Annotated in this window: 21 protein-coding genes; 20 read left to right on the top strand and 1 reads right to left on the bottom strand. The window is 31.9% G+C overall.

The genetic code is table 11. The annotated features are described in order from the left end of the window. The first annotated feature begins 10 nt into the window (after positions 1 to 10). The 19 genes from EI71_RS06670 to EI71_RS06580 all read left to right on the top strand — a co-directional run bounded on the left by EI71_RS06670 (position 11) and on the right by EI71_RS06580 (position 18440). Positions 11 to 259: a hypothetical protein gene (locus EI71_RS06670; RefSeq protein ID WP_211321065.1), complete on the top strand. Its 249-nt coding sequence runs from the start codon at positions 11 to 13 to the stop codon at positions 257 to 259. Between the two features lie 177 nt (positions 260 to 436). Further along, entirely contained in the window at positions 437 to 1285 is an 849-nt protein-coding gene (locus EI71_RS06665; protein ID WP_162849846.1) for a queuosine precursor transporter, read from the top strand. Further along, complete coding sequence (locus EI71_RS06660; protein ID WP_119016480.1) at positions 1282 to 2769, top strand: amidase; 1488 nt, start codon at positions 1282 to 1284, stop codon at positions 2767 to 2769. The genes EI71_RS06665 and EI71_RS06660 overlap by 4 nt, the downstream gene beginning before the upstream one ends. Before the next feature lie 152 nt (positions 2770 to 2921). Then, the gene (locus EI71_RS06655; protein ID WP_119016479.1) at positions 2922 to 4592 is read left to right on the top strand and encodes a diphosphate--fructose-6-phosphate 1-phosphotransferase; all 1671 of its coding nucleotides are present in this window, start codon (positions 2922 to 2924) and stop codon (positions 4590 to 4592) included. 143 nt (positions 4593 to 4735) lie between these two features. Further along, positions 4736 to 7162 carry an endonuclease I family protein gene (locus EI71_RS06650; protein WP_162849845.1) on the top strand — a complete coding sequence of 809 codons (2427 nt, stop codon included), beginning with the start codon at positions 4736 to 4738 and terminating at the stop codon, positions 7160 to 7162. A gap of 94 nt (positions 7163 to 7256) precedes the next feature. Next, positions 7257 to 7826: a GtrA domain-containing protein gene (locus EI71_RS06645; RefSeq protein WP_119016477.1), complete on the top strand. Its 570-nt coding sequence runs from the start codon at positions 7257 to 7259 to the stop codon at positions 7824 to 7826. Positions 7827 to 7840: 14 nt separating this feature from the next. Then, positions 7841 to 8884, top strand: a complete 1044-nt coding sequence (locus EI71_RS06640) for a hypothetical protein (RefSeq protein ID WP_119016476.1) — start codon at positions 7841 to 7843, stop codon at positions 8882 to 8884. A 78-nt stretch (positions 8885 to 8962) separates the two neighbouring features. Beyond that, entirely contained in the window at positions 8963 to 10801 is a 1839-nt protein-coding gene (locus EI71_RS06635) for a hypothetical protein (protein ID WP_119016475.1), read from the top strand. A 9-nt stretch (positions 10802 to 10810) separates the two neighbouring features. Beyond that, on the top strand, positions 10811 to 11107 hold the full coding sequence (locus EI71_RS06630) for a GNAT family N-acetyltransferase (RefSeq protein ID WP_119016474.1): 297 nt from the start codon (positions 10811 to 10813) through the stop codon (positions 11105 to 11107). Continuing rightward, positions 11094 to 11522 carry a hypothetical protein gene (locus tag EI71_RS06625; protein ID WP_162849844.1) on the top strand — a complete coding sequence of 143 codons (429 nt, stop codon included), beginning with the start codon at positions 11094 to 11096 and terminating at the stop codon, positions 11520 to 11522. The genes EI71_RS06630 and EI71_RS06625 overlap by 14 nt, the downstream gene beginning before the upstream one ends. A 233-nt stretch (positions 11523 to 11755) precedes the next feature. Beyond that, positions 11756 to 12508, top strand: a complete 753-nt coding sequence (locus EI71_RS06620; RefSeq protein ID WP_119016472.1) for an alpha/beta hydrolase — start codon at positions 11756 to 11758, stop codon at positions 12506 to 12508. 96 nt (positions 12509 to 12604) lie between these two features. Continuing rightward, entirely contained in the window at positions 12605 to 12778 is a 174-nt protein-coding gene (rpsU, locus tag EI71_RS06615) for a 30S ribosomal protein S21 (protein ID WP_119016471.1), read from the top strand. 69 nt (positions 12779 to 12847) lie between these two features. Continuing rightward, positions 12848 to 13150, top strand: a complete 303-nt coding sequence (locus EI71_RS06610; RefSeq protein ID WP_119016470.1) for a hypothetical protein — start codon at positions 12848 to 12850, stop codon at positions 13148 to 13150. 86 nt (positions 13151 to 13236) lie between these two features. Beyond that, on the top strand, positions 13237 to 13914 hold the full coding sequence (locus tag EI71_RS06605) for an ECF transporter S component (protein ID WP_162849843.1): 678 nt from the start codon (positions 13237 to 13239) through the stop codon (positions 13912 to 13914). Positions 13915 to 13926: 12 nt separating this feature from the next. Then, on the top strand, positions 13927 to 14679 hold the full coding sequence (locus tag EI71_RS06600; protein WP_119016468.1) for a type III pantothenate kinase: 753 nt from the start codon (positions 13927 to 13929) through the stop codon (positions 14677 to 14679). Positions 14680 to 14710: 31 nt separating this feature from the next. After that, positions 14711 to 15691 carry an alpha/beta hydrolase family protein gene (locus EI71_RS06595; protein ID WP_119016467.1) on the top strand — a complete coding sequence of 327 codons (981 nt, stop codon included), beginning with the start codon at positions 14711 to 14713 and terminating at the stop codon, positions 15689 to 15691. 10 nt (positions 15692 to 15701) lie between these two features. Beyond that, the gene (locus tag EI71_RS06590) at positions 15702 to 16142 is read left to right on the top strand and encodes a hypothetical protein (protein ID WP_119016466.1); all 441 of its coding nucleotides are present in this window, start codon (positions 15702 to 15704) and stop codon (positions 16140 to 16142) included. Positions 16143 to 16218: 76 nt separating this feature from the next. After that, positions 16219 to 16854, top strand: coding sequence for a manganese efflux pump MntP (locus tag EI71_RS06585; protein WP_119016465.1), 636 nt, complete (start codon positions 16219 to 16221; stop codon positions 16852 to 16854). An 89-nt stretch (positions 16855 to 16943) separates the two neighbouring features. Next, positions 16944 to 18440 (top strand): transglutaminase domain-containing protein, encoded by a 1497-nt coding sequence (locus tag EI71_RS06580; RefSeq protein WP_119016464.1) that lies wholly within the window; start codon positions 16944 to 16946, stop codon positions 18438 to 18440. A 77-nt stretch (positions 18441 to 18517) separates the two neighbouring features. On the opposite strand, the gene gdhA is transcribed toward EI71_RS06580, so the two are convergent. Continuing rightward, positions 18518 to 19876 carry an NADP-specific glutamate dehydrogenase gene (gene gdhA / locus EI71_RS06575; RefSeq protein WP_119016463.1) on the bottom strand — a complete coding sequence of 453 codons (1359 nt, stop codon included), beginning with the start codon at positions 19874 to 19876 and terminating at the stop codon, positions 18518 to 18520. A gap of 331 nt (positions 19877 to 20207) precedes the next feature. Between gdhA and EI71_RS06570 the strand changes: the two genes are divergently transcribed. Next, complete coding sequence (locus EI71_RS06570) at positions 20208 to 20894, top strand: trimeric intracellular cation channel family protein (protein WP_119016462.1); 687 nt, start codon at positions 20208 to 20210, stop codon at positions 20892 to 20894. Positions 20895 to 20911: the final 17 nt, after the last annotated feature.

Here is a 20911-nt window from a genome sequence, read left to right as displayed (position 1 = left end):
TATAATTGATTTGGTAAAAAGCGATATAGATGTATCAAGCTATATTAATGAGGTAAGAAATATGGCAATGTTGGCCAAAAATAGTAATCTAAATATAGATTATTTCCCAACCAATTTTGTAGTTTCCAATGGATTATTATATTATGTAGATTATGAATGTAATTCATATATGGAAGAATGGAATTTTGAAAATTGGGGAATTAAATATTGGTCTAAAACAAAGGAATTCATAGATTATTTAAATAATCATAAGGAATAATCTTGTTATTTGAAAATATTATAAAATCTTTATACTTGAATTCTTTATCGTAAAGATATATACTTTAGAGGTAATTGAATAAGATAGTTCGTAATCCATCCTATCTTTAAATAAAACTAGGGAACAAAAGAGTGTTTTTTAGTTGCACTCTTTTTATTTTTTGTGAGGAGTGATAGTATGAATCCCTTAAAAAAGATTAAAATATGGTTTATAGATACACTTGAATGGTTCTTTGATTTTCATGATTGGAAGATGCTACTTAGAAGCATTCCTGGTGTAGTTACAATGCTATTTATAATGGCGACAATCACTATGAATTTAGCTGCAAATAAAATTGTTTGGAGTGGAATATATATTAATGACATTCCATTTGTGTCCATTACAGGAGGAATATTCCTATCATGGGCAGTTTTCTTAGTAATGGATATTGTAACAAAGACATATGGAACAAAGGCTGCAATTAAGCTAACGGTTTTAGGCGCTTTAGTGAATGCTATTGCGGTTATATTTTTAGCACTTATTGCTTTATTTCCAGCAAAATATCCATTTGAAGGTGCAAGTAATATTTTTGATACATTATTTGGCTTTGAGGCTAATGCTGCCCCACAGCCATGGCAAATACTAATATCATCTACAATTGCATATATTATATCTGGTATTATAAATGCGATTATTAATGGTCTATTTGGTAAAATCTTTAAGAAGAATCCAGATGGTAAGCTTGCTTTTTATTGCAGAAGCTATGTAAGTACCATATTTGGTCAGTTTGTTGATAATTTTATTTTTGGCGCTTTAGCATTCGCGGTTTTTGCAAAATTTTATACTTTCCCAACATTAATTGGTATTGCGCTTGTAGGTGCATTAATCGAACTATTCTTTGAGGTGTTCTTTAGTCCAATTGGCTATAGAATTTGTAAAAAATGGCAATCCGAAGGAGTAGGAAAGGATTATTTTGATTATTGTAAGGAAATGGAATTACGTAAGGATCCATCAAGATTTGAGTTTGATAAAGAGGTAAATCTATGAGTGAAATAAAATTAGAATATTTATCTGCACTTGAAATAGGTGAATTAGTGAATTCAAGGATAATCACACCAACAGAGGTGCTAAAGTATTTTGAAAAAAGAATAAAGAAAAGAAATAAATCCATTAACGCATTTACCTATACAAGATTTGATTTAGCCTATATAGAAGCAAAAAAATTAGAAGAAAGATTAGAACATGGGGAAAACTTAGGTGTTTTTGCGGGTGTTCCCTTTGGCTTAAAGGACTTCTTGCCAAGCAAAAAGGGCTGGACACGTTCCTATGGTGGAGTTAAATGCTTAGTAAGCATGGATGAATATGATAGCTTATTTTGTGAAGTGATGGAGCAAGAGGGTGGTATTGCCGTTGGTAAAACGAATGCCCCATCCTATGGCTTTAGTGGAACGACGGACAATAAGATGTATGGTGTAACATCTACACCATTTAATCCGTTATATAATGCTGGTGGATCCTCTGGTGGTAGTGCAGCTGCAGTAGCGGATGGCTTACTACCTATTTCAGAGGGTGGAGATGCCGGAGGGTCTATTCGAGTGCCTGCTTCTTGCTGTAATTTGGTAGGCTTTAAGGCAGGCTTTGGCTCTATTCCATTATTCAGTAGACCAGATGCATATTCTGCATCCCATCCCTATTGTGTTAGTGGTGGATTAGTCAAAACAGTAAGTGATGCGATTGCCTTATATAAGCTTATGGCAAAGGTAGAGCCTAAGGATCCATATAACAATATGGTATTAAGACAAAATGAAGATATCGATGGCTATATAAATAGTAATCAAGCCTTAAGAATTGGTTTTACCTATGATTTTGATTTATTTGAGGTAGATGAAGAAGTAAAGAAAATCGTTTATGATGCAGCAAAGCGCTTTATAGATAAGGGCTATATCGTTGAAGAGGTTCATTTTAATTTTAAGCATACAGCAAATGAATTTTCCTCTCTTTGGAGCAAGGGAATTACAATTGATTGTGCCTTAGATATTAATCACCAAAAGGAAAAGGGAATTGATTATTTTAAAGATCATTTAGAGGATTTCCCAGAGGAATTCATTTATTATAAGAATGTTTGCGATCATCTAGGAATTGAGGATTTATATGAGTTCAATTTAGCTCGAACGGATATTTTAGATAATTTTGAGGATGTATTTAAGAGATATGATTTAATTCTTTCACCGGTTACCTGCTGTCTTCCTGTAAAAAATAATCCAAAGGGCTTTACAAAGGGACCAGAAGAAATCAATGGTAAAAGTGTGGATTCCTTAATTGGCTGGTGCCAAACTTATTTGGTTAATTTTGTAAGCTATCCAGCGATTTCTATTCCTGCAGGATTGGCATCTCATAATTTACCTGTAGGTATGCAAATTATTGGTAAGAGATTTGAAGAAAAAATGGTCTTAAAGGCAGCTAAGGATTTTGAAGAAATTAAGCCTTGGAGAGATAATTATTCGATTCCATTCAATAGAGAGATAAAATAAGTAGTAAATTATGAAATAGAGTCCTTTTAAAAAGATGAAAACACTTTTAATACTTGATTTAATAAATACATAGTATTTAATGCTTTTTATCTTTGAAATTAAGTGTTATAATACATTTGGTTAAAAATTACATTTATTAAAGGAGAAATAAAATGAAGAATTTATCACCACTTCAAAAGGCAAGATACCAGTACACTCCAAAGCTACCTGGAATGTTAAGAAATGGTATTGCTGAAATTTGTGTTAAGGAAGGCTTACCTACTGAGTCTGTTGCAGATCAGGAAAAGATTAAGGCTTTATTCCCTAATACATATGGCGAAAAGGAAATTACATTTGAAAAGGGCAAGAATACATCTTTAGCTAAAAAGCAAGTTGTAGGTGTAATTCTATCTGGTGGACAGGCACCTGGTGGACACAATGTAATTTGTGGTTTATATGATGCACTTAAGGCTACAGATAAGAATAATGTTCTTTTAGGATTTAAGAATGGTCCTTCTGGACTTTTAGATGATGATTATATTGAATTCACTGATGAATATATAAATGAATACAGAAATACTGGTGGATTTGATATTATTGGTTCTGGTAGAACTAAGCTTGAAACTAAGGAGCAATTTAAGGTTGCAGCTGAAGTTGCAAAGAAGCATGGTATTACTGCAATTGTAATCATTGGTGGAGATGACTCCAATACTAATGCTGCAGTATTAGCTGAATATTTTGCTGCTAATAATACTGGCGTACAGGTTATTGGTTGTCCTAAGACTATCGATGGCGACTTAAAGAATGAGGATATCGAATGCTCCTTCGGCTTCGATACAGCTACTAAGACTTATTCTGAGGTTATCGGTAATATTGAAAGAGATGCTAACTCTGCAAAGAAGTATTGGCATTTCGTTAAGGTAATGGGCCGTAGTGCTTCTCACGTTGCACTTGAGTGTGCTCTTGAGACTCAGCCTAATATCTGCTTAATTTCTGAAGAGGTTGCTGCAAAGAAGATGAGCTTATCTCAAATTGCTGATTACATCGCTGATTCTGTTGCTGCAAGAGCTGCAAAGGGTATGAACTTCGGTGTTGCTATTATCCCAGAAGGTGTTGTTGAATTCGTTCCTGAATTCTCTGTATTAATTGCAGAAATTAATGAATTACTTGCTGGTGCTAAGGCTGATGCTTTCAATGCTTTAGCTACTTGGAAGGAAAAGTATGAATTCATTAAGAAGGGCTTAACAGCTGCTTCATTTGCTGTATTTGATATTTTACCTGAAACTATTCAGCAGCAGTTATTCTTAGAGCGTGACCCTCATGGTAACGTTCAGGTATCCTTAATTGAGTCTGAAAAGTTATTCAGTGCTTTAGTTAAGGCTAAGTTAGCTGAAAGAAAGAAGGCTGGTACTTACAATGGTAAGTTCAATGCCTTACATCATTTCTTTGGTTATGAAGGAAGATGTGCATTCCCATCTAACTTTGATGCAGATTACTGCTATTCTTTAGGTTACAATGCATTCATGCTAATTCAGTATGGCTTCAATGGTTACCTATCTAAGGTATCTAACCTATCTAGACCAGCTGAGGAATGGGTTGCAGGTGGTATGCCTATCACAAAGATGATGAATATGGAAAGACGTCATGGTGAAGACAAGCCAGTTATTAAGAAGGCTTTAGTTGAGCTTGATGGTGCTCCATTCAAGTATTTTGAGGCTCGTAGAGCTACTTGGGCTGTTGAAACAGCATATACTTATCCAGGTGCTATTCAGTACTTTGGACCAAGTGAGGTTTGCGACCGTACAACAGTTACTCTTGCTTTAGAAAAGGGTATGTTAAAGTAATAAGAAATTGCTCCTAAGTATATCTTAGGAGCTTTTTTATGTATTCGTATATAACCTTGTTATTGTAATTGTTATTTAAATAAATTATAATTTATTTAGGCGGTTCAAAAATAAAAATGGTAAATAGGAGGGTTATATTATTTATGAAACGATGGAAAGTAGTACTTTCTTTACCTATAGCTTGTTTCGCATTTAGTTCTATAGCAATTAGTGCTAATGCTCAATCAAGCTATTATTCTAGTATAACTAATACAACTAGTGGAACAACTCTAGCATCAAACTTACATAGCTTGATTAGTTCTAACACTAAAGCGATTAGTTATTCAAATCTTTACACCCAGGCATATCCTACAACAGATGTCTTACCAGGTACAAATGTGGTATGGGACATTTATTCAAATCAGATTTATGATTTAAAGAAGGATACTGGTTCATCTGCATCTAGTGAAGGAGCAGGATTTAATCGTGAGCATACCATTCCACAATCTTGGTTTGCCAAAGCAACTCCAATGGTTTCAGATATTTATCATATCTATCCTACAGATGTATATGTAAATAATCAAAGATCAAGCTATATGTATGATGATGTATCTAGTGCATCAAAAACATTTAGTAATGGCTCTAAGCTTGGCAATGGTACTATATATAGCTCTAAAACTACTTTTGAAATTGCGGATGAATATAAAGGAGATATCGCAAGAGGATATTTCTATATGGCAATTCGTTATTCTGATAAGATTTCTTCTTGGTCAGCAGGAGAAGTAAAGAATGTCTTTTCTTCAAGCTATCCTTATTTAACTCAAAATGCAATTAAGGTATTTACAAAGTGGGCTCATGAGGACCCAGTTTCTGATAAGGAAATGCTTAGAAATGAAGCAACCTATGCATTACAAAACAATCGTAATCCATTTATTGACCACCCAGAATGGGTAGATACAATATGGACAAATAATTATACAAATTCTAAAACAAAAACAGAATATTCCTTAAGCGATGTTAAATCTTCTATATCCAATTTATCATCATCTTCTAGTGAGGATACGGTATATAGTGCATACAATAAATATTGTAGATTAACTGTTGCAGATAAAGCTTTAGTTTCTAATGACACTACATTATTTAATTATGTAAAGGCAAAATCTGGAACCTCTACAAATTTAAAAACTTATTGGGATAATGTAATATCTACCTATAATTCTACTTATGGAGCATCTAGTGTAACTCCAACACCAGAAGAGAATAATTATAGCTTAGTTACAAGCACATCTAATTTAAAAGCAGGAGATAAAGTAATCTTATCCTATAAGGATGGAAATGTAGCATTAAGTAAAACTCAAAATACTTCCAATAGAGGATATACTAGTGTATCTATTTCAAATAATCAGATTTCATCTCCATCAAGTAGTGTAGAAGTAGTTACATTAGAAAATGGTTCAACTTCTGGCTCCTTTAGATTTAAAACATCTAGTGGAAGCTATTTAACTATTCCATCCGATGCTAATAAGCTTACATCAACAACATCTTTGTCAAATAAATGTGATTGGGTAATAAGTATTTCTTCTGGTAAAACAACAATTAAGAATGTATGTTATAGCCAAAGATATTTGGAATATAATACGACAAACAAGGTTTTTGCAGGCTATAAGGCTACGCAAAAGGATGTATCCTTATTTAGATTAGGTGGTACAGAAGCAACAGTAGATTTATCTACTTATACAAATCAGTTTAAGAATAATGATACAAAGGCTATTTTGAATTTGAGTTACAACAAAGAAGTAACACAAAATACATCCAATACAACATCTAAAACAGTATCCAAATCAAGCTTTACTTCTATATCAGGTTCTTTAGATAGTAATATTTCATATCTAGCAGCTAAGGGTAGTGCATCAACAAATCCAGGTGTATATTCTAATATTATCAGAGTATATCAAAATGGTGGTGTATTTACTGTATCTAGTAAAAATAATGCAACAATTACTAGTGTAACTATAGGCTCATCTATGGCAACCAAGGTTACTTATTCTATAGATAATGGTTCAGCAAGTCAAAATCAATCCATTACAGCTGGTGGAAAGCTTACAGTTAATAACATTCAAGCAAAGAATAAGGTATTATTTACATGTAAGGGTACATCCTCTAGTCAAAGATTATATGTAAATTATATTTCTGTTACATACTCTATCGGAGAGGTTCAAGAAGTAACTACATATACATATAGTAATGCTTCAATGGATTTTAAAGGCACAATCTCTAAAGATTTATATAACTCTTTAGGTAATAGTGCTTCATATGGAGTAAGAATTAAAAAGGGAAGTGGTTCTTATAGCTACTATAATATCACTCCAACATTGTCCAATAATTCTTATGTGATTTCTAAAAATATATCCGTAGGAAGTGATTATTCTACAGTTTATACTGCAGAAGTATATGTACTTATTAATGGTACTTATTATTATATGAATGCATCTTCCTATAGTTTTAAAGCATTAGTTACTTATTACATTAATAATGCTTCTGCATTAGGTGTTTCAAGTGATATGTTAGAGGCTTTAAAGGCATTTAAATAATCTATGGTGCATAGGCTTAACGCTTATGCATCTTTTTTTCTATTTTTTCTTGTGTTATAATGGGTTGAAATTAGTTAAATAAATTGGTGAGCTTATGGAAGAAAATGAAATTAAAGAAGAAAAAAAGAAGTCCTGGCTAGAAAAAATAGATGATAAGGCGGAAGCGAAGGGAAGCACAGTAAAAACATTATGGCAAATTGCAAAATTTACGATTATTTGTACTTTTACAACAGGTATTCAGCTTTTATTAGTAAATTTATTGTTACTATGGATGAAGGAATGGAAAGCCCCTCTTCCTAGCTTTTTAGAAGCTATATTTGATCCTAGATATGTAGGAGAGGGTAATGATAACTGGGGATATGTATTACCATTCTTTATTTCTAATGCTGTATCAAATACAATAGCCTACTTTTTAAATAAAAAGAAAACATTCAGAAGTGATGCCCCACTATGGCATTTTATAGTATATATTTCTGTAATTGCAGTTTTAGTTTTAGTGATGACTTGGTTCCAAGGTGTTATGGTATCTTGGATGGTAGGAAGCGCAATTGAGGCACTTGCCCCAACTATCGCATCTCTAACTGCAGGCTTTATACAAGCTTGTGTATTATTTCCACTACAGAAATTTGTATTATCTAAAGAAAGAAAAAAGATTGAAGAATAGAAAGAAGGGATATTATGCCTCATGTTGGTGGAGGGTCTTCTAGTCATGGTGGATTCCATTCTGGAGGAAGTCACTCTAGTGCTCCTAGAGCGCCAAGAAGGGATATATATGGAAAAGAGCACCATTCCTATTATATAAGACCGGGCTTTTATTTTAGTGGTATTTATGTACCATATTCTAGAGTACATAGAGGATATTATGCGATTCGTGGTATTATCGCATTAATATGTGTAGGTATATTTATTGTTGGCTTAGGAATTGGTACTCTTCATTTAAGAGGATCAGAAGATGCTTTAGAAAGCTATTCTTTAAATCGCTATAGTGAAGTTTATCAACAGGATTCCAATTATGAATATAATGTTTTAGTTGAAATAGTAGCTTATGATAATTTAAAGGAATTAGATTATATGCCTATTGTAGGTGATAATTTGGATTATTCTATAGATCAAATGTTTGGTAATCAAAATTCTTTCTTTGGAAATAAGCTATATAATAATCTAAATAAGTATGAATATCAGGTTTCATCCTTAGCAGAAGCCTTAAATACTTCCTTAATGGAATTAAATGAGCGTATTGATTTACTTTATTTCAATCCTTTATATAGTAATAATGTAAAAGATATCAAAATCATTAATAATACAACATATTCTATAGGTGATGATACTTCATTAAAGGAAGCTATGAATCATTTTTATGAATTAACTGGTTATAATATTTGTATTGATATTTCTACATATGATACTGCCTACCCTCAAGCCTATTATATGCTAATTGTATTATCTATTATTGGTGGTGGAGTTATCATATTTGGTTTTTATCGTTTGATTAAAACAATCATCGCTGTAGAAAAAATAAATGAAGCAGATAAAAATGATGATTTAGGTAAGTATTTTGAAGGCGATATAAAATACGATGAGTATAGAAAAAAGCATTCTATGGATGAACCATATACCTATAATCCAAATGAATATGAAGAACTTAAAAAAGAATTTGAAACAAATCCAAAGGATTTTGAAGTAAATAATGAGGATTTTAAAGAAGAGGATATAGAAAAATAATGGAAGCCATTCAAATGGCTTCTTTTTTTTACTTTCTTTTGTTATAATTACTAATAATTGAAGTATAGGAGGAGCACTATGAAGTTTTTAAAATCCTTATTTTTAAAAATAAAAGCGAAAAGTACGATGCAAACTTACCAAAAGCCTCTTTTGGTTACTTTGTTATCCCTTTTAATCATAAATTTTATTATTTTATTTATTGTGTCATTAATTGCGTTTGGAATAGATAATAATAAATATGAGGCTTATTTTTTTGAGGGCAGATTTGCGGCAGCATTTGTTACTGCAGTAAAATGGATGATTGCCCCAAACTCTATTTTGGAATATGATACAAATCATTTATCTATGATGGTTTTAGCTGCAGTTACCATTGTAGTTGAAATGGTATTATTTAGTGGTGCTATTGTAGCTATGGTTACAACAAGCCTAAGGAGCTATATTGATAAAAAGAGTAAGGCTAAGGGTAAAATTGTATTATCCAATCATTTTGTAATTCTAAATTGGAATTCTAAGGTTCCTGATATTATTTTTAATCTAATGCAAAAAGGCTTTAAAAATAATATTGTCATTTTATCCAATCAAACAAAGGAATATATTGAATCTGAAATTAAATCTTTATTTCTTGCGAATGACGTAACTCAAAAATATAAAGCAAATTTAATTATAAAAGAAGGAGATTCCCTTCTTAGAGGAAATCTAGATGATATATCTATTGAAAAGGCATCTGAAATTGTAGTTATGGCAAGAGAAGATATGGTAGATTATGATGACGATGATATATTAAATTCTGATTTATTAAATCTTAAGATTATTTTAAGATTAGGTTCCTTTGGTATTAAGAGTAATACTCAAATTGTTGTTGAAACAAATTCAGATGAAACTAGAAAGCAAATTGAAAATATTAGCTTTACAGTTAATTCATTAAAAAATAAAAGTATTATTCCAGTATCCTTTAATAAAAAGATTGGACAAATTATTGCCCAGTCCATTGTAGATCCAGAAATGGCTTTGGTTTATTTAGAATTATTCTCCTTTGAAGGTGCAGAATTCTATTCCTTAAATTCAAAAGAGAGTGTATCTGATTTTATGAAGATACATGACAATTCAATTCCTGTTGTTACATTAAATAAATTATTTGTTTTAGCAAATGATGAAAAGGAAATTCAAAAAAGAAGAAATGCTCCATATGAATCAAACGTTGTTTTAAAGCCAAGGGGTCCTGTAAGACATGATCCATGTAGTATCTTTGTAATTGGAGATAATCAAAAAAGAGAATTCATTTTAGATAATTTAAATAGAAGTGCTGAATCTCCTGAATTTAAATATACAATTAAGCATTATCATAAGGATGAAAATGATAAATTAATTCAAGATATTAAAGAAGCTACTGGAGAAAAGAAGGTTTTAATACTATCTGATGATTCTGTTGCAGAAGAATCCTATGATGCAAATGTCTTTGTTACATTGATTGCTTTATCTAAGGCATTCCCAAAAAGAGAAAACTTGACATATATTACAGAAATCCTAGATTCTAGAAATTTATCTTCTATAAGAGATTTTGATATTCATAATACAATTATTTCTAATAAGATGATGAGCTTGCTTATTACACAGCTTGCGATGAACCAGGATTCCAAGAAATTCTTTGATAAGCTACTTACAACAGACCATGCCTTTGATGCAAATGATTTTGATATCGCAGTAAATCCTGCATCATCTGTCATTGAAATGGATAAAGACTTAATCTTTAAATCTAAAGCAGAATTATTATCCTCTTTCTATAAATGCTTTAAGGGTGAAAATATCCTTTTAGGTATATGCAGAGGCGATAATGTAATATTCTTCCATGAGAATCAGGATGAGAAGAAGGATGTAGTTATTCATCCTACGGATTCATTAGTTTATGTTAAATTTTAGAGGTACTATATGGAAAATTTAAGTGAAATCATTAAAGAGGATGATTGTGTCTATATCAAGGATAAAGATGGCAATATGATTGCATATGTAACATTTCCTAAAGATTTAGATGGTGTTGTAAATATTAATAGAACCTTTGTAGATGGCACATTAAGAGGAATGGGTATTGCAAAAAAACTTATGGATGCTACATATGAGGTAATAAAAGAAAAAGGCTATAAGGTTAGAATTACTTGTAGCTATGCTGTGAAATACTTTAGTGAGAATCCAGAAAAAAAGGATGTTTTCTACGATGAAAAAATATAATGTCTATATTGAAGTAATCTACATTATTTTAGCTATTCCACTAATATTATTAGCAATTTCATTTTTATTGATGTCCATATTCAATGGTGGATATTATATATATGTTGTATTATTTGTATTATTCATAACTTTATCTATTGGACCTATATTTTTAGGACTACCTTCTACAATTAATTATTTAAATTGTAAAAAATCAAAGGATGTAATTAAGGCTACATTGGTAGATAAATTTCAAAAAAGCTCTAAGTTTGGTTTTAATAAAGATAAATATATAGCAGTCATTGAATACAAAGTAGAATCTATGACATTTAGAAGTGCAAATGTAGTATCAAAGGATTTCATAGAAAAAATCCAAATAAAATCAAAAGTAGAAGCGAAGCATTATAATGGGAAAGCTTTAATCATTCAAAAATGAGAAATGGCAATTTGTCATTTCTTTTATTTTTTATTAAAATGCTGTTGACATCTTATTTAAAATGAATATAATAATAAATGGTTAGTTAAGACTAACTATGGATTTAATCCAGTATACATCCCCTTTTTTAAAACGTTCTGGTGCTGCTCAGCCAGAACGTTTTTATATACTTTGAAATAAAGGTAGAATATGCTATAATATAAGATACTAATATTCGATTTTGAGGTGGAACAATGGTAGAAAAGTTTAACGTTTATATTACTCCTTTTGGACTATCTAGAAGAGTAGAGGTATATTTACCTCCAAACTATTATGAGTCAAATGAAAGGTATCCAGTAATATATATGTATGATGGACACAATCTATTCTTTAATCAGGATGCAACATATGGAAAGTCCTGGGGCTTACAAGAGTTTATGGATTTCTATAAAAAGAAAATGATTATTATAGGTGTGGATTGTAATCATGTTGGTAATGAGAGATACTATGAATATTTTCCTTATCATATGAAGCCCATGTATTTAATTGAAGAATATATAGATGGAAGAGGTAAGACCTATATGGATTGGCTTACTGGTGAGTTTAAAGAAGAAATGGATAAAAAATATAGAACCCTACCAGATAGAGCAAATACAATGATTGCAGGAGCATCTATGGGTGGCCTTATGAGTTTATATAGTATAGTTAAATATAATCATATCTTCAAATATGCTGCATGTCTATCTAGCGCAATAATGCTATGTCCTAATGAATTAAAAGAAGATATTAGAAATAGTAATATAAGTAAAGATACAAGAGTATATATGGATTATGGTGGAAGAGAATGGAATAGAGATTTAATTCAAAAATATCATTATGAGATTCAAGATGAGTTTGTAAAAAAGGATATTCCATTTATGTTTTATTTTGAGCCTAATGGTGAGCATTGCGAGGCCGATTGGGAGAAAAGAATTCCAATTTATATGAAATTTTTGTTTGAAAACTAATTTTTTTCAAAAAAAGAAAAATATAACTTTACAAAAAAAATACTATTTGATATAATGAAACACGGAGTTTTTCCCTGGAAGGAGGCTAGAGTTAACATGCCAAAAATTGTAGTTCGTGAAAAAGAAAGCATTGAAGATGCATTACGTAGATTTAAGCGCGATGTTTCAAGATCTGGTAACCTTCAGGAAGCTAAGAAGCGTCAGTACTATTTAAAGCCATCTGATGTTCGTAAGCAGAAGAGACAGGAAGCTCGTAAGAAATATAAGTAAGAATTAAGGGCAAAAGCCCTTTTTTTCTTTGTTAAAATTTTATATAATTCTTTAAAAGGGGATGATTTTATGACATTAGATTTCTTTTTAAAGAATTATGATTTTAATGAATATGAGGTTAAGAAAATCTATATAAAAAATAATAAGCTTTATTTTGATATTTTAATGCCAATTCATTTGGATTTAATAGCCAATGGATATCGTCCGGAATTAGATATGATTCAAGAGAAAACTTTTGTTTTTGCTTGTCTAGAAAAAAATCAGGTATTTCCTAAAAATACTAAGATTGAATTTAGTGAAAATTCCATTTTCTTAAATGAAAAAGAAATTAGGATTACGCTTTCACTTGTGGATATTTTAGAACAAAACTAATAATTCTTGTTTTTTCGTTATTATAATAATATAATAAACTCGCTTATGGGACCCGTATGGGCCTAAAAAGAAAGGAAATTTATATAATGAAAAACAGTTTATTAATTAAGAAGCTTGTAGGTTTAGCAACACTTACAGCTTTAGTAGTTGCTTTACAATTTTTAAGCAACTATGTTAAGTTTGGCGAGGTAGAAATTACTCTTGCTTTAATTCCTATTGTAGTGGGAGCCATTTTATATGGACCTCTAGCAGGCGGATTCTTAGGATTAGTTATGGGTGCAATTGTAATCACTGCACCTGGAACACAGGGTTTATTTATGCCAGTTAATCCAGCAGCAACTATTATCTTATGTTTATTAAAGACAGGAATTGCTGGTTTAGTTGCTGGTTTAGTATTCAATTTATTTAGCTTTATTGCTAGAAAGAATGAGAATAAGAAGACAAAGATTACATTATTTGGTGTTGGTGTGGTTTTAGCAACATTATTAGTTCCAGTTATTAACACTGGCTTATTCATGGTTGGTGCAGTATTATTCTTTAATTCATTACCATATTTTGCAGATTTTGCAGTAACATGGGCAACAGTTGTAACTGTTAACTTCGCAATTGAATTCACAGTTAGTGCAGTTGCATCTCCAGCATTAGTAGTATTAATTAAGGTATTAGCAAGAAATTATAATCTTGGCTTTGCACATAATTTTGACGAATTCCTTGAAGAAGAAGAGAATTCAGTATTAGAAGAAGAAATCATAGCAAGCATTTAAAAGGAGAATTATATGGTTTTATTAGTAGATATTGGTAATTCAAATATCGTGTTTGGTTTTTCAGATAAAAAATCCATAAGCAATACATTCAGATTAAAAACCTTCACAGATAAAACAAGTGATGAATATTATCTTTTAATTAGAACCATGCTTAATTCATATGAAATTGAGGATGTTATTATTTCCTCAGTAGTTCCTATTGTTACGAGTGCCTTAAAGAAGGTATTCCAATCTTACTATAATATAGAGGCTAAAATTATTGGTCCAGGAATTAAAACTGGAGTTTCTCTTAAGGTAGATGATCCAAAAACTGTAGGTGCCGACATGATTTGTGATTGTGCCGGTGCCTTAGAGGATTATCCTGAAGTAATATTGGTGGATTTAGGAACTGCAACAAAATATATTTATATGAAGAATGCAACCTTCTTGGGCTGTAGTATTGCCCCTGGAGTTTCCATTTCATTAAAATCCTTAGTATCTTCTGCAGCATTATTACCTAATGTTGAATTAGTTACTCCAAAGAAGGCAATTGGTACAAATACTATTGCGTGTATTCAATCTGGAGTAGTACTTGGAGCTGCTGCACAAGTGGATGGAATGATTGATAGAATCATGGAAGAAATCCATAATCCAAATATTCCAGTTATCGCAACTGGTGGATTATCTAGATTAATTGTTCCTTTATGTAAGCATAGTATTACACAAAAGGATAATTTAACCCTAGATGGTTTATTAGAGATTTATAAAAGAAATATGGCAGCATAACAGCTGCCATTTTTTAAAAAGGAGGATAAATATGCTTTGGTTATATATTATTTTGGGGATTTTGGCGTTTTTACTTATTTTTGCAATAGTTGCTTATGCCATTGCAAAAAAGCTTCATAAAGCCTTTTTTATTGGGCATTATTATGATGATACTAGAATAAATTATTATACTAAAGAAGAGTTCGGCCTTGATTTTTCACCTGTTGAAATTAATATGGAAGATTCTATATTAAAGGGTGGCTTATATAGTTATCCTAATTATGATAAAACAAAAATCTTTGTTGTGTTTCATGGCATGTGGAGTGGAGTAGCTGCATATGTACAGGATATTGAATATATTTGCCATAAGGGCTATCAGGTTTTAGCTATGAATTATGAAGGAACAAATGATTCTACCGGTAATTTAAGAGGCTTAGCAAATTCTTTAAGATGTGCAGATGCAATTATTAAATACGTAAAAGAGAATCCATTACTTAAAGAAAGAGAAATCTATGTATATGGACACTCTTGGGGTGGTTTTGCTGCAACAAATATTCCTTATTATCATAAAGATATTAAGGGTGTATTGGCACTTGCACCATTTATTAGTATATCCTCTTGTATGAAAGGAATGCTTCCTAAGGGATTATGGTTTATTATTCCTTTTTATAAAATCATTGAATACGGTAAAACAAAGAAGTATTCCAAAGCAAATGCTATTACCTCTTTAGCTGATTTTAAGGGAAATGTTGTGATTATTCATTCAACGAATGACAAAGTGGTTAAATTCAAGTATAATACTAATATGTTAAAAAAGAAGCTATCTAATTTAAACTACATCATAGTAGATGATAAGGACCATTGTCCTCAGTATTCTATTAATGCAGTAGCCGTTGGAAGAAAATTTATGGAAGAAACATCAAAGATGGGTGAAAAAGAAAAGACAGAATATATGAAGGGCTTTGATTTCCATTCTATGGGTGCTTTAGATAATAGCTTATTAGATAAGGCATTTGGGCTTCTTTTAAAGTAGGAGGATTACGATGGAAGATAATAAGGAAAAGGACCTTGAGGAAGAAAGTGTAGAAGAGACTACTCAAATTCCAGAAATGGCACAGCGCCAGATGGAAAACTATATCTATCTTAAGGAAATGGATCGAAAGACTAAAGAAGAGACTCATAGGGAAAATATGAAGGATCTTAACTATCGTAGATGGTATTATCAGGATAAAATTCAAAAGCATATGGATATGATTCCAAGAGAATACTATTATCAAGCAGAGTATGAGGAAATGGAAACTCTATCTGAAAAGTATATTAAAAAGATTGATTCCTTAGAGGATGAAAAGGATATGGAAGCATTACTTAAGGAGTTTAGAAGAAAAACAGGTAAAAAGCTAGATGCCAATAAGATTATTTCTATTTTATTGATTATATTCTTTACTGCATTTATTGGTTTAATAATTTATTTATTTAATCAATAATTCTATTCTTTATTGTATTGGTTTTAAATGAGGCTTATACTATATAGGTCTCATTTTTGAATTTAAGGGGATTTATATGACAGCACAAATAATATTACAGGTAATTCTTTTAGGCATAGCTTTATCTATGGATGCCTTTGCTGTATCGATAACCTTAGGGTTAACTGTTACAGATATTAATAAAAAAAGAATATTTTTTACTGCATTTCTCTTTGGCTTTATGCAGGCATTAATGCCTTTAATTGGATATTTCCTAGTAGAAGGAATTAGCACAATTGTAGGCGAAGCCGGAGGTAATAGTGCAGGAGATGTAATGGCTACTATCGTATCCTGGATGGCTTTTGCCTTACTTGTATTCATTGGTGGGAAGATGTTTATTGAAGGAATACTTAAGTTAAAAGGTAAAAGGGATGCCGAAGAGGAAAAGCTATTTTCCTATAAGGAGGTATTCTATTTAGGATTTGCAACCGCAATTGATGCGCTTGGTACAGGTGTTGCGATGCATGCAGGAATTTCATCCAATCAAACCATTTGGTTACATGTAGTTATCATTATGTGCATTACATTTATGCTATCCTTAGTAGGATTATTCTTGGGTAAGCAAATTCTAAAGCTTTTAAGAGGCAAGGTAATGATTTCAGAAATTATTGGCGGAATCATTTTAGTTGGCTTAGGTATTTGGATTATTGTTAGTCATTATTGTGCAATTTAACAGGTATTTGAAATTAGGCTTAAAATAAGCCTTTTTTTCTTGTTAAAGATGAATATTTAGTATAAAATTAAATAAAGGATGTGATATCTATGAAAAAGACATTAATGCTAGTATTTATGGGACTTGCATCCCTTATGGGGCTAGCTTCATGTAGCTTTGATACACCAGCTCCTACAATTAAGCCGCCTTGTACTCATAGCTATGAAGAAACAATAGTAGAGGCAACCTGTACTACAGATGGATATACAATATACAAATGTAAAAAATGTGGTGAAGAAAAATATGGCAATTCCGTTCAAAAACTAGGACATAAGGTAGCAAAACTTTTAGGTAAGGCTAAAACTTGTACCACGGATGGATTAACGGAAGGGTCATACTGCGAAAGATGTGGTGAAATCCTAGTTAAACAAGAGGTTATCCCTGCATCACATGAATGGATATATAATACAGAAGGAGATTCAACTCCTGCAACCTGTACCACTCCTGGTGTTGCCAATGGTATGTTTTGTAGAGTATGTAGAGAAAAGACAGAGGGTGCAGTAGTTATTCCTGCACTAGGTCATGATTATAAACATACCAAGATAACAAATTCTTATGGTGGATCATATACATTGCATAAATGCTCTAGATGTGATGACACTTTGGCAGATACGGTAGTTTTGGATTATCATAAGAATTATGATTATGTTCAATTTACAGAAAATCCTATATATGAAGAGCATAGAGCTACATATAAGGCTTTATATGAAACATTATATGAAGGCTGTATGTCATTCTTTGACTCAACTGAAAATTATGTTGCCGATAAGACTAAGGATTATGCATTAGTTTATAATGGAAATCAAATATCAGTAAGAGTTACATCTTATGAATTTAATGATGGTGATATTTCTTCTGATGAAGCATATGCAATTACAAATTCCTTCTTAGGTAATAATCCACAATTCTATTTCTTATCATCCTCTATGATTATATCCACTTCACAAACATTACTTGGAAAAAAGCATACCATTTCAGTAACCTTAGCAGAAGAATATTTTAATTATTCTCAAAGACAAGAAGCAATGGAAAATATAAAGAAGATGGAGCATGAAGTATATGATTTATACCTAGCTGATACTACAATCAAGGAAAAACAAAAAGCTCTATTAATCCATGATTATATTATTGAAAAAATAGATTATGCATGGGAGAATAAGAGTGAACAAATTGCTTCTAAAGAGCATTATGCCCACAGCATAATGGGCGTTGCAGATCAAAACCCATTAACTGGTGGAGTTTGTGAATGCTATGCAAAAACATATTTATATTTATGTAAGTTCTTAGGTGTAAATACAATTATGGTATCTGGTATTGGTAATGGTGGTCCTCATGGTTGGAATTATACTAATATAGATGGCAAATGGTATGGTGTAGATGTAACATGGGATGACCAAGAAAGTGGAAAGATTACTAAATTCTTCTTAGCGTCCAAGAGTGTTATGGCTGAAGATCATACTCCAGGAAATTCCTCACCTTATGTGAATATTAGTATGGATAGCTTCCAAGTGGAATTGCCAGAATTATCTACAGAAGCAGACTATTAAAATAATAATTAAAAAAATAGAAATAAAAAAATTGCTGGGAGCCAAATTCCAGCAATTTTTATTATAGGGCAATTTTTTTAGAATACACCTTCAGCAATCATAGCGTTACATACTTTTTCGAAACCAGCAATATTAGCACCAGTTAATAGGTCATTTTCCTTAACACCATATTTTACTGCAGTATCATGTGCATTGTGGAAGATTCCTTCCATAATACCTTTAAGCTTTGCATCAACCTCTTCGAATGTCCAAGAAAGTCTAGCAGAGTTTTGGCACATTTCAAGACCAGAAGTAGCAACACCACCAGCATTAGCTGCCTTACCAGGACCATAGATAATACCATTGTCGATGAAGTAGTGTGCAGCTTCAAGAGTAGTAGGCATGTTTGCACCTTCACAAACGATTTGTACACCATTCTTAACTAAAGCCTTAGCGTCATCAAGATTTAATTCATTCTGAGTAGCACAAGGTAATGCGATATCTACCTTGTAGTTCCATACGCCGTGCTCACCATTTTTCTTTTCATGGTATTCAGCACTCTTGCGTTCTTTTGCATATTCAGTTAAACGAGCACGCTTAACTTCCTTAACTTCCTTAAGTAATTCAACATCGATTCCTTCAGGATCATAAATCCAACCATTAGAATCAGAGCATGTAACAACCTTTGCACCTAGCTGCTGTGCCTTTTCAATTGCATAAATTGCAACATTACCAGCACCAGAAACTGCAACAGTCTTACCCTGGAAAGTTTCACCCTTCATTGTCTTTAATGCTTCCTGAGTGAAGTAGCATACACCATAACCTGTAGCCTGAGTACGAGCTAAGGAACCACCAAATGCTAATCCCTTACCAGTTAATGTACCAGTGAATTCATCACGGATTCTCTTATACTGACCAAATAGGTAACCAACCTCACGTCCACCAACACCAATATCACCAGCAGGAACATCAGTATCAGGACCAATATGACGATATAACTCAGTCATGAAAGCTTGGCAGAATCTCATAATTTCTGCATCACTCTTTCCCTTAGGGTCGAAGTTTGATCCACCCTTACCACCACCCATAGGTAATGTTGTAAGAGAATTCTTTAAAATCTGTTCAAGTCCTAAGAACTTGATAATTGAAGCATTTACAGATGGATGGAAACGAATACCACCCTTGTAAGGTCCAATTGCACTATTGTACTGTACACGGTAACCACGGTTAACCTGTACTTCGTTTTTGTCATTTAACCAAGCAACTCTGAACTGAATGAATCTTTCAGGCTCTAAGAAACGCTCTAAGATACGATTCTGTTCAATATCAGGTCTCTTTTCAACGATTAATTCTAGAGATTCAAGAATCTCCTGTGCTGCCTGTAGGAACTCTGGCTCGTTCGCATTGTTCTTTTGTAAGTCAGCATAAACTTTCTTTACATATTCTGTTCTAAACATATATTTATACCTTCCTTTTTTATAATCCCTTCCGTTAGGACTTATTTGTATTCTAGCACAATTATTTATTAAATCAACTCTATTTCTGTATTTTATTCAATGAAAGCCTTTTTAATAAGTATTTTATTTATAAGTGAATTTTGTCACTGAATATTATTCAAAAAAGACACTTGTACGCAGTGAAAAAATGCATAAAATTTATGTGGAAATTCTTTATTCTTAGTTTTATAATAGGCTTGCATATAAACGAGGTATATTTAATCATTAGATATTTATATATTTAATAAGGATGAAATATGTGGTGTTTGTTTTAGGTTAAAGGAGAAGAAAAATGGATATTACTACCTTAGATATGGAGCTTTTAAATACCATTTTATTAATAATAGCAGTAATAGGTACAGTAGCTTATGCCATTTCTGGTGCTTTAACCGGAATAGAGAATAAGCTTGATGCGTTTGGCGTTGTTGTTTTATCTGTAATTACAGCAACAGGAGGAGGCTTCTTAAGAGACTTGATTATGGGAGAAAAGAAATTTGTCATTTTTGATGAATGGTGGTACCCATTAATCGCGTTTGCTGTTGCATGTTTAGTTTTTGCAGTTATGTGGTTTATAAGAGATCTTTCTTGGGAAGATTCTAAAGCATATAGATTAACTTTCTTAATTATTGATTCAATTGGTCTTGGTGCATTCGTAATCGTAGGTGTCCTAAGAGCACAGGGGTGTGGAGTTACAAATGAGGGACAGTTAATTTTCTATTCCCTATTAACCTGTGTTGGTGGATCTATGCTAAGAGATATATTGGTTATGAGAATTCCTGCAATTTTTAGAAAGCATATTTATGCGGTAGCTGCAATTATTGGTGCTGTATATTTTGTGTTCTTATCTAAATTTGTGGATAATATTTGGCTTACATCTATCACTACAGTTTTGATTGTAGTTACAATAAGATTCTTTGCCGCAAGATATAAATGGAATTTCCCTAAGATTCATTTAAAAAATGAAGAGGAGAAAAAGTAGTCTAGCAAGTTTTATGC

Origin of the sequence: Anaeroplasma bactoclasticum (assembly GCF_003550015.1) — a bacterium.
In the GTDB taxonomy this organism is placed as follows: Bacteria; Bacillota_I; Bacilli_A; order Acholeplasmatales; family Anaeroplasmataceae; genus Anaeroplasma; species Anaeroplasma bactoclasticum.
This window is presented reverse-complemented; position numbering and strand designations above follow the sequence as displayed.

What these genes read in the sequence shown, in the direction of transcription:
- EI71_RS06655 (WP_119016479.1), top strand. Translation starts at nt 2,922, where the DNA reads ATGAAGAATTTATCACCACTTCAAAAGGCAAGATACCAGTACACTCCA.
- EI71_RS06620 (WP_119016472.1), top strand. Translation starts at nt 11,756, where the DNA reads ATGGTAGAAAAGTTTAACGTTTATATTACTCCTTTTGGACTATCTAGA.
- EI71_RS06605 (WP_162849843.1), top strand. Translation starts at nt 13,237, where the DNA reads ATGAAAAACAGTTTATTAATTAAGAAGCTTGTAGGTTTAGCAACACTT.
- EI71_RS06645 (WP_119016477.1), top strand. Translation starts at nt 7,257, where the DNA reads ATGGAAGAAAATGAAATTAAAGAAGAAAAAAAGAAGTCCTGGCTAGAA.
- EI71_RS06650 (WP_162849845.1), top strand. Translation starts at nt 4,736, where the DNA reads ATGAAACGATGGAAAGTAGTACTTTCTTTACCTATAGCTTGTTTCGCA.
- EI71_RS06595 (WP_119016467.1), top strand. Translation starts at nt 14,711, where the DNA reads ATGCTTTGGTTATATATTATTTTGGGGATTTTGGCGTTTTTACTTATT.
- EI71_RS06660 (WP_119016480.1), top strand. Translation starts at nt 1,282, where the DNA reads ATGAGTGAAATAAAATTAGAATATTTATCTGCACTTGAAATAGGTGAA.
- EI71_RS06630 (WP_119016474.1), top strand. Translation starts at nt 10,811, where the DNA reads ATGGAAAATTTAAGTGAAATCATTAAAGAGGATGATTGTGTCTATATC.
- EI71_RS06635 (WP_119016475.1), top strand. Translation starts at nt 8,963, where the DNA reads ATGAAGTTTTTAAAATCCTTATTTTTAAAAATAAAAGCGAAAAGTACG.
- EI71_RS06665 (WP_162849846.1), top strand. Translation starts at nt 437, where the DNA reads ATGAATCCCTTAAAAAAGATTAAAATATGGTTTATAGATACACTTGAA.
- gdhA (WP_119016463.1), bottom strand. Translation starts at nt 19,876, where the DNA reads ATGTTTAGAACAGAATATGTAAAGAAAGTTTATGCTGACTTACAAAAG.
- EI71_RS06590 (WP_119016466.1), top strand. Translation starts at nt 15,702, where the DNA reads ATGGAAGATAATAAGGAAAAGGACCTTGAGGAAGAAAGTGTAGAAGAG.
- rpsU (WP_119016471.1), top strand. Translation starts at nt 12,605, where the DNA reads ATGCCAAAAATTGTAGTTCGTGAAAAAGAAAGCATTGAAGATGCATTA.
- EI71_RS06625 (WP_162849844.1), top strand. Translation starts at nt 11,094, where the DNA reads ATGAAAAAATATAATGTCTATATTGAAGTAATCTACATTATTTTAGCT.
- EI71_RS06640 (WP_119016476.1), top strand. Translation starts at nt 7,841, where the DNA reads ATGCCTCATGTTGGTGGAGGGTCTTCTAGTCATGGTGGATTCCATTCT.
- EI71_RS06610 (WP_119016470.1), top strand. Translation starts at nt 12,848, where the DNA reads ATGACATTAGATTTCTTTTTAAAGAATTATGATTTTAATGAATATGAG.
- EI71_RS06600 (WP_119016468.1), top strand. Translation starts at nt 13,927, where the DNA reads ATGGTTTTATTAGTAGATATTGGTAATTCAAATATCGTGTTTGGTTTT.
- EI71_RS06570 (WP_119016462.1), top strand. Translation starts at nt 20,208, where the DNA reads ATGGATATTACTACCTTAGATATGGAGCTTTTAAATACCATTTTATTA.
- EI71_RS06580 (WP_119016464.1), top strand. Translation starts at nt 16,944, where the DNA reads ATGAAAAAGACATTAATGCTAGTATTTATGGGACTTGCATCCCTTATG.
- EI71_RS06585 (WP_119016465.1), top strand. Translation starts at nt 16,219, where the DNA reads ATGACAGCACAAATAATATTACAGGTAATTCTTTTAGGCATAGCTTTA.